A 7539-nucleotide genomic window follows, 5' to 3' on the forward strand; every position below is an offset into this window, starting at 1 on the left:
GACATGGAAATCTTGCAATCCCTTGCGCTCGGTTTTGATACCGCGTTCTCGCTCACCAACCTGTTCTATTGCCTGGCGGGCGTATTCCTCGGCACCGCCATCGGCGTGCTGCCCGGACTCGGTCCGGTGGCCACCATCGCCATGCTGCTGCCGGCGACCTTCTCGCTGCCCCCGATCTCGTCGCTCATCATGCTGGCCGGTATCTATTACGGCGCCCAGTACGGCGGTTCCACCACGGCCATCCTGGTCAATCTTCCCGGCGAATCCTCCTCGGTGGTGACCGCCATCGACGGCTACCAGATGGCTCGCAACGGCCAGGCCGGCAAAGCGCTGGCGACCGCCGCGCTGGGCTCCTTCTTCGCCGGCTCGGTCGCCACCGTGCTGCTGGCGCTGTTCGCGCCGCCGCTGGCGGAACTGGCGCTGAAGTTCGGTCCCGCCGAATACTTCTCGCTGATGGTGCTGGGCCTGGTCGCGTCAGTGGTGCTGGCCCACGGTTCGCTGCTGCGCGCCTTCGGCATGATCATCGTCGGCCTGCTGCTCGGCCTGATCGGTACCGACGTCAACTCGGGCACGCCGCGCTACACCTTCGACCTGCCGCAGATGGCCGACGGCATCAACTTCGTGGTGGTGGCCATGGGCATGTTCGGCCTGGGCGAAATCATCGCCAACCTCGAACATGAGGAAAACAGGTCGGTGCTTTCCATGAAAGTGGGCCGCCTGATGCCTGACAAGGAAGACTTCAAGCGCATGATCGCGCCGGTATTGCGCGGCACGGCGCTGGGCTCCGTACTGGGCATTCTGCCCGGCGGCGGCGCGATGCTGTCGTCGTTCGCGGCTTACTCGATCGAGAAGAAGGTCTCCAAGAACTCGGCCCAGTTCGGCAAGGGCGCCATCGAAGGCGTGGCGGCACCCGAGTCGGCCAACAATGCCGGCGCGCAGACTTCCTTCATCCCGATGCTCACGCTGGGTATTCCGTCGAACCCGGTGATGGCGCTGATGATCGGCGCCATGATCATCCAGGGCATCCAGCCCGGACCAGCGGTGATGACGGAACAGCCGGCGCTGTTCTGGGGCCTGATTGCCTCGATGTGGATCGGCAACTTCATGCTGGTGGTGCTGAACCTGCCGATGATCGGCCTGTGGGTGCGCATGATCATGGTGCCTTNCTGATTGCCTCGATGTGGATCGGCAACTTCATGCTGGTGGTGCTGAACCTGCCGATGATCGGCCTGTGGGTGCGCATGATCATGGTGCCTTACCACTTCCTGTTCCCCGGCATCCTGGTGTTCTGCGCGATCGGTGTGTTCAGCCTGAACAACTCCGAGTTCGATGTGTTCATGATGGCGGGCTTCGGCGTCTTCGGCTATTTCTGCTCGAAAATCGGGGCCGAGCCTGCGCCGATGCTGCTGGGCTTCATCATCGGCCCGATGATGGAAGAGTATCTGCGCCGCGCACTGCTGTTGTCGCGCAGCGATCCGATGGTGTTCCTGCAGCGCCCGATCAGCGCGACGATGCTGATCCTGGCGGCGCTGGCCATGGCCGTGGTGCTGATGCCCGCGTTGCGAAAGAAGCGGGAAGAGGCATTTGTCGAGTAAGTAAACTGCATGCCCCGCCCGGATAACCGGCGCGGCGTGTCCAGGACCGAAGTTTCCGGAATCGGCCTGTGATGAAGCGCAAGCTTCATCACAGGCTTTTTTCGCTCTGACTTTTTCGCTCTGACTTTGACCTTGCATCGGCGCCCCACGCAAGTTCAGCAAGCCATATACAGACCGCGGGTGCCGGAACGCCGGATCGCCGGATCGCCGAAGAACCTGTCGAGCTGTCATAACAGGCCGCTCAGGCGGCCGGGGTTCTGAACGGTAAGCGCGCAATCCCCCGTTGCGCCGCACCGGGCGCTCACTACGGCAGCACGGAGGCCGGGTTTTGCGAGTCCTGATTCGTCTTGCCTCCGTAGCGGATGCCGGCCGTCAGGCGTCAGGCGTCAGCCGGTTCGGCGGCGTTCTCGCCTTCGCCGCCGCGTATCGCCGCACCCTTGTTGTCGAGCGTATGCGCCAGGATACCCGGCCTGGCCTGGCGCGGCAGGTCCGTATAAGAAAGACTTGAGCGTTTCAGGGATACACCAACGACCAGCATGTCGACCAGCAGCAGCAGCAGGATGCGCGAGACCATCGGTATGTGATTGCTGCCGCTTTCGTCATGCTCCGCAGCGAGAATCAGATGAGCGCGCTTGGCCAATTGGGAGTTGCCGGGTGCCAGCGCGATCACGCGCGCGCCTGCGCCGATGGCGGCCTCCACCGCCGGCGCCAGATGCTGCAGGCTCCCCGAGTTTGAGATCACCACGACAACGTCGCCGGATCTCAGCATCGACGCCGAGACTTCCTGCAGCTGGGGATCGCTGCACGCGGATGCCGTCATGCCCAGCCGCGCAAATTTTTGCTGCGCATCGGCCGCCACCAGGCCGCAGCTTCCAAAACCGTAGAACTCGATCCGAGGCGCCTGCGCCAGCATATCGATCGCACGCGACAGCGCCTCGGCATTGAGCGTATCGCGCACCTCGACCAGTGCCGAGATGGTGTTGTCGGCCACCTTGACGCCGACTTCAACCGGCGAGTCGACCGCATGAACCTGGCTGTGCGTGACCGGCACGTTGCCGGAAACGCCGGACGCCAGCTTCAATTTGAAGTCGGCCAGGCCCTGGCATCCAAGCGTGCGGCAGAAGCGGATGACGGTAGGCTGGCTGACATCGGCCTTGCGCGCGATATCGGCAATCGGATCGTTCATCACGCTGCGCGGATGCGAAAGTATCAGGCCGGCCACCTTCTGCTCGGCCGGCGACAGCTGCGGCTTGAGCTTGCGGATGCGCTCGAGGATGGGGACGGCGTTGCCGCCGTCGCCCAGATGCTCGGCCAGGAGGACGGATACGCCTGTGAACGCGGGGTACGGCGCGGTGATGACGAAGGTCGGGATCTGCGACACGTAACCGGTGAAGCGGCCCTTGCTTTCAAACCGGGCGCGGAACGGCGAGCGCGCGAAGTAATCGCCGAGCCGGGGTACGATGCCGCCGCCGATATAGATGCCGCCCAGCGTACCAAGCGTGACCGCAATGTTGGCTGCCACCGTGCCGAGCATGGCGCAAAAGCATTCGAGCGCTTCCATGCACAGCGCATCGGTTCCGGCAAGCGCACGGGTGACGATCTCGGGTGCGACCAGCGGCTCCGCATCATGTCTGCCGTCGCGGTCGGCCAGCGCCTGATAGATGAGTTCGATGCCGGGACCGGACACCAGCCGCTCGGCGGAAACATGCGCATAGGTTTTCCAGCAATACTGGAGAATGGCGGCTTCGCGCTCATCGGCCGGCGCAAAGGATACATGTCCGCCCTCGCTGTTGAGCGCAATCCAGCGGCCATCGCTGGCAATCACTCCTCCCACGCCGAGGCCGGTTCCGGCGCCCACCAGACCGATCACGCTGGCGGGTCGGGCCTTGCCGCCGCCAACCTGCCGGATCTGGGACGGGCCAAGCCGGGGCAGCGCCATCGCAAGCGCCGTGAAATCATTGACGATCAGCAGGGTATCGAGCTTGAGCCGCCGGCGCGTGGCCTCGATCGAGAACGACCAGGAATGATTGGTCATTTTCACTTCGTCGCCCTGAACCGGATTGGCGATGTCGATGGCCGCATGCCGGATGGCCGGCCGGCCGCATTCGGCAAGATAGGCTTCGACGGCATCGGCGAATTCCGGGAAATCCGCGCAGCGGTACACCCGGATCATGTCTATCGTCCCCGGTGCTAACTGCAGCGCGAAGCGGGCATTCGTGCCGCCCACATCGCCCAGAAGGCGCGGACCATCCAGGAAAGAGGCAAGCTGCGCATCCTGCGGAGGCATCATGGTTGTGGAAGACATAAAGTTTGATTTGGTTTGTACGGCAACATGGCGCGTCATGTGCTGCGGTGCTGCGGTGCTGCGGTGCTACTTGGTCGGATCATGCGGCACGGCATTGTCATGCCACATCTTAACGTGATTTAACCGCGAAGGCGCGGGCCGCCCCAGACGTCTCCAACGGCTTTCCGCCTGCGAAGCCGCATCATGCGACCAAAGAAATCAAGAATTCTTCCGGTTTGACCTCTTTGCCGCATCGTTCTAAAATTCCGCAATACGTTCCGCTTGCCAGAACACAGTGGAATTCACCTCCTGGACCACAAGGCAATCTCATGGCCGCGATCAAGACCCCGGCATCAAAGACCCTGGCATCAAAGGCACGCACCGGAGCCGATGCGCCAGACCTGTCCGGAACGGACGAGGTCGGCGTCGCCGCCGTCAATCGGGCGCTTGCCATCCTCGACAGTTTTACCGAAGAGGCACCGGTATTGACGCTGGCGCAACTCAGCCAGATAACCGGGCTCTACAAGAGCACCATCCTGCGCCTGATGCAGTCCCTCGATGCCTTCGGTTATGTCAATCGGCTCGACAACGGCGCCTACGTGCTCGGTCCCAAGCCCTTGCGGCTGGCGGGGCTGGCCATCAAGTCGCTGCATCCCGCCGAAATCGTCATGCCGGCGTTGCGGGAACTGGTGCAGGCGGCCGGCGAAAGCGCATCGTTTTACGTGCGCTCGGGTGCTCAGCGCTTGTGCGCGTACCGCGTCGACTCATCCCGCTCGGTGCGCGACAACGTGCAGGTCGGCCAGCTTCTGCCACTGGACAAGGGTGCCGCCGGACGGGTGCTGCTCGATTTCGCACAGCCGGCCGACGCCTCGAAAACTCCCGCCGACATGCTGGTCCGGGTTTCACGCGGCGAGCGTGATCCGGAAACGGCGGCCGTTGCCTGCCCGGTATTCGGGGCCGGCAACCGGCTGCAGGGGGCCGTCACCTTGTCCGGCCCGCTTACCCGCTTCGGTGAAAAGGAAACCCGCGCCATGGTGGCGCCGCTCGTTGCCGCCGCCCGCAGGCTGACCATCGGCTTCATGGGCGACCCGGGCATCTTCGCCAATGTGCCGCCTGCCGCCGCGCGCAGAAGCTGAGTTTCAAGACGCCGCTATTCGAAAGGACACACATGTCTGCATTACTTGAAGGAATCAGGGTACTGGACCTGACCAATGTCTTGGCAGGACCGTTCACCGGATACCAGATGGCGCTGCTGGGCGCCGACGTCATCAAGGTGGAGACGCCGGGGTCCGGGGACCTCGCCCGCCAGCTCGGCGCCGACGCGGCGCTCAACCGGCAGAAAATGGGAGCGTCCTTCCTGGCGCAGAATGGCGGCAAGCGTTCGCTGTCCCTCAATCTCAAGGCAGATCAGGGCAAGGAGGTATTCCGCCGCCTGGTTGCAGGCGCGGACGTGGTGCTGGAAAATTTCCGCCCCGGCGTAATGGAACGGCTCGGCCTTGGCTACGAAGCATTGAAGGCAATCAACCCGGCCATCGTCTACTGTGCGATCTCCGGTTTCGGACAGACCGGACCGCTGGCCTCGGCACCCGCCTACGACCAGATCATCCAGGGCCGCTCGGGTGTCATGAGCATCACCGGCGATGCGCAGTCGGCGCCGCTGCGAGTCGGCTATCCGGTGTCCGATACGATCGGCGGCATGACGGCGGCATTCGCCGTATCTTCGGCGCTGGTAAGGCGGGGGCGAAGCGGCCAGGGCGCGTTCATCGATGTCGCCATGCTGGACTCCACGCTTGTCACGATGGGCTGGATAGTCTCGAATCAATTGATCGCGGAACGCGCGCCGGAACCGATGGGGAACGACAACTTCACCGCCAGTCCTTCCGGCACGTTCCGCACGGGCGACGGCCTGCTCAACATCGCTGCCAACAAGCAGGAGCAATTCGAAGCATTGTGCCGGTGCATTGCGCGCCCCGAACTGGTTTCCGATCCGCGCTTCGCCGAGCGCGAAGCGCGCAAGCAGCATCGCGCCGCACTGACGGCGGCGCTGGAAGACGCACTGGCTGCGAACAGTGCCGCGTTCTGGGAGCCGAAACTGAATGCCGCCGGCGTGCCGGCCGGGCAGGTGCTGACGGTAGCCGAAGCGCTTGCACAGGAACAGGTTCTTCACCGTCAGCTGCTGATGGCGCTGCCCTTTCCCGATCCCGAGCGCTCCGAAATTCGCGTCACGCGCAGCGGTTTCACGGTCGACGGCCGCACTACCGGCGTCGACCGCCCTCCCCCGCGCCTGGGCGAGCATGCGCAAGACATCTTGAAAGAGCTCGGTTACGACGACGGGCAGATTGCACAACTGTGGGAAACGGGTGCCTTATGACAAACGGTAAAATCAGCGAGCAAGCGGTGGAAATGCTGAACAGGGCCAAGGCCTGGTGGACTACCAGACTCATCGATATCCGGCCCGGCGTGATTCGCATCAAGGGCGAGCCGATCGAGAATCTGATCGGCAATGTCGGCTACGCGCACATGGTGTGGCTCATGCTGCGCGACGAGCCGCCGACACCGGCACAAACACGCCTGCTGGAAGCCGCCCTGGTGGCCGCGGTCGACCATGGTCCGCAGGCGCCGTCCATCGCCATATCGCGGATGGCCGTGACCTGCGGAGCGCCCCTGAATGGTGCAATGGCCTCCGCCATCAACGTGCTGGACGACATCCACGGCGGCGCCGGGCAGCAGTGCCTGGCACTGTTCCAGGCCATCGATTCCCATGCGCAGACCCGTCCGCTCGACGCGGCGGTTCAGCTTGCGCTGGATGGATTCGTCGCGGAATACGGCAAGGTGATTCCCGGCTACGGCCACCGTTTCCATCCGGTAGACCCGCGTGCCGTCAGGCTGCTCGCCCTGGTCGATGCCGCGCAAGCCAGCGGCGAAGTGGAAGGCCGCTTCGCCCGGATCGGACGGCAGGTGGAAAAGGCGCTCGGCGAGCGCACCGGCAAACAGATTCCGATGAACATCGACGGCGCCACCGCAGTCGTCTACGGCGAACTCGGCTTTGCGCCGGAACTGGCGCGCGGCCTGTTCATCCTGTCACGCTCAGTGGGCATACTTGCCCACGCCTGGGAACAGAAGAACCAGGGTGGACGCATCAAGGGACCGATGCCGCCGGACCTGGGCTATACCTATCTGCAAGACAATTGATTCCCCTGTCCCGGGGCTCGCCGGCTGAACGCTGCAGAATTCGGATGCGGCGCGCGCGAAACCGCGCATAATGTCATCTGAGATTTGTGGTCGTTCCAGCCAATTCGGTGCCGTCCCGGCATCATGCCGGCGCATGCACTTGCGAAGGATGTCATCGTGAACATCAAGATGCGAAGCGAGAGGCCCTCCGATCTTCCGGCAATAGAAGCGCTGATTGCTGATGCGTTTCGCGAGGCCCCGCATGCCAGCCACACCGAGCAGTTCATTGTCAATGCCCTGCGGCAGGCGGGGCAATTGTCCATTTCGCTGGTCGCGACGGAGCAGGAAAACATTGTCGGCCATGTCTCGGTCTCGCCGGTTTCCGTCTCGGACGGCAGCAGAGGATGGTATGGTAATCCCCCCGGAAATTAAACGGAGTTGAAGGTAGAATTTTCCACAAATAAAAAGAGGAAGTTCTACATGAAGAAG

5 protein-coding genes and 1 pseudogene are annotated in these 7539 nt (G+C 63.4%); 5 read left to right on the top strand and 1 reads right to left on the bottom strand.

The window, feature by feature from the left end; translation table 11 throughout:
• The first annotated feature begins 3 nt into the window (after nucleotides 1-3).
• Nucleotides 4-1595, top strand: a pseudogene (locus tag RY831_RS21220) (tripartite tricarboxylate transporter permease).
• A 379-nt stretch (nucleotides 1596-1974) separates the two neighbouring features.
• Here RY831_RS21220 and RY831_RS21225 read toward each other — a convergent pair.
• The gene (locus tag RY831_RS21225; protein ID WP_326508370.1) at nucleotides 1975-3900 is read right to left on the bottom strand and encodes a glucokinase; all 1926 of its coding nucleotides are present in this window, start codon (nucleotides 3898-3900) and stop codon (nucleotides 1975-1977) included.
• Nucleotides 3901-4208: 308 nt separating this feature from the next.
• Here RY831_RS21225 and RY831_RS21230 point away from each other — a divergent pair, with 308 nt between their 5' ends.
• From RY831_RS21230 to RY831_RS21245, 4 genes are all read left to right on the top strand, one after another.
• The gene (locus RY831_RS21230) at nucleotides 4209-5015 is read left to right on the top strand and encodes an IclR family transcriptional regulator (protein WP_326508371.1); all 807 of its coding nucleotides are present in this window, start codon (nucleotides 4209-4211) and stop codon (nucleotides 5013-5015) included.
• 32 nt (nucleotides 5016-5047) lie between these two features.
• Nucleotides 5048-6250, top strand: a complete 1203-nt coding sequence (locus RY831_RS21235; protein ID WP_326508372.1) for a CaiB/BaiF CoA transferase family protein — start codon at nucleotides 5048-5050, stop codon at nucleotides 6248-6250.
• Nucleotides 6247-7071, top strand: coding sequence for a citryl-CoA lyase (locus tag RY831_RS21240; RefSeq protein ID WP_326508373.1), 825 nt, complete (start codon nucleotides 6247-6249; stop codon nucleotides 7069-7071). Before RY831_RS21235 ends, RY831_RS21240 begins: the two co-directional genes overlap by 4 nt.
• 156 nt (nucleotides 7072-7227) lie before the next feature.
• Nucleotides 7228-7482: a GNAT family N-acetyltransferase gene (locus RY831_RS21245; RefSeq protein WP_326508374.1), complete on the top strand. Its 255-nt coding sequence runs from the start codon at nucleotides 7228-7230 to the stop codon at nucleotides 7480-7482.
• Nucleotides 7483-7539 lie beyond the last annotated feature (57 nt).

The sequence above is a fragment of the Noviherbaspirillum album genome, assembly GCF_035916955.1.
Lineage (GTDB): Bacteria > Pseudomonadota > Gammaproteobacteria > Burkholderiales > Burkholderiaceae_D > Noviherbaspirillum > Noviherbaspirillum album.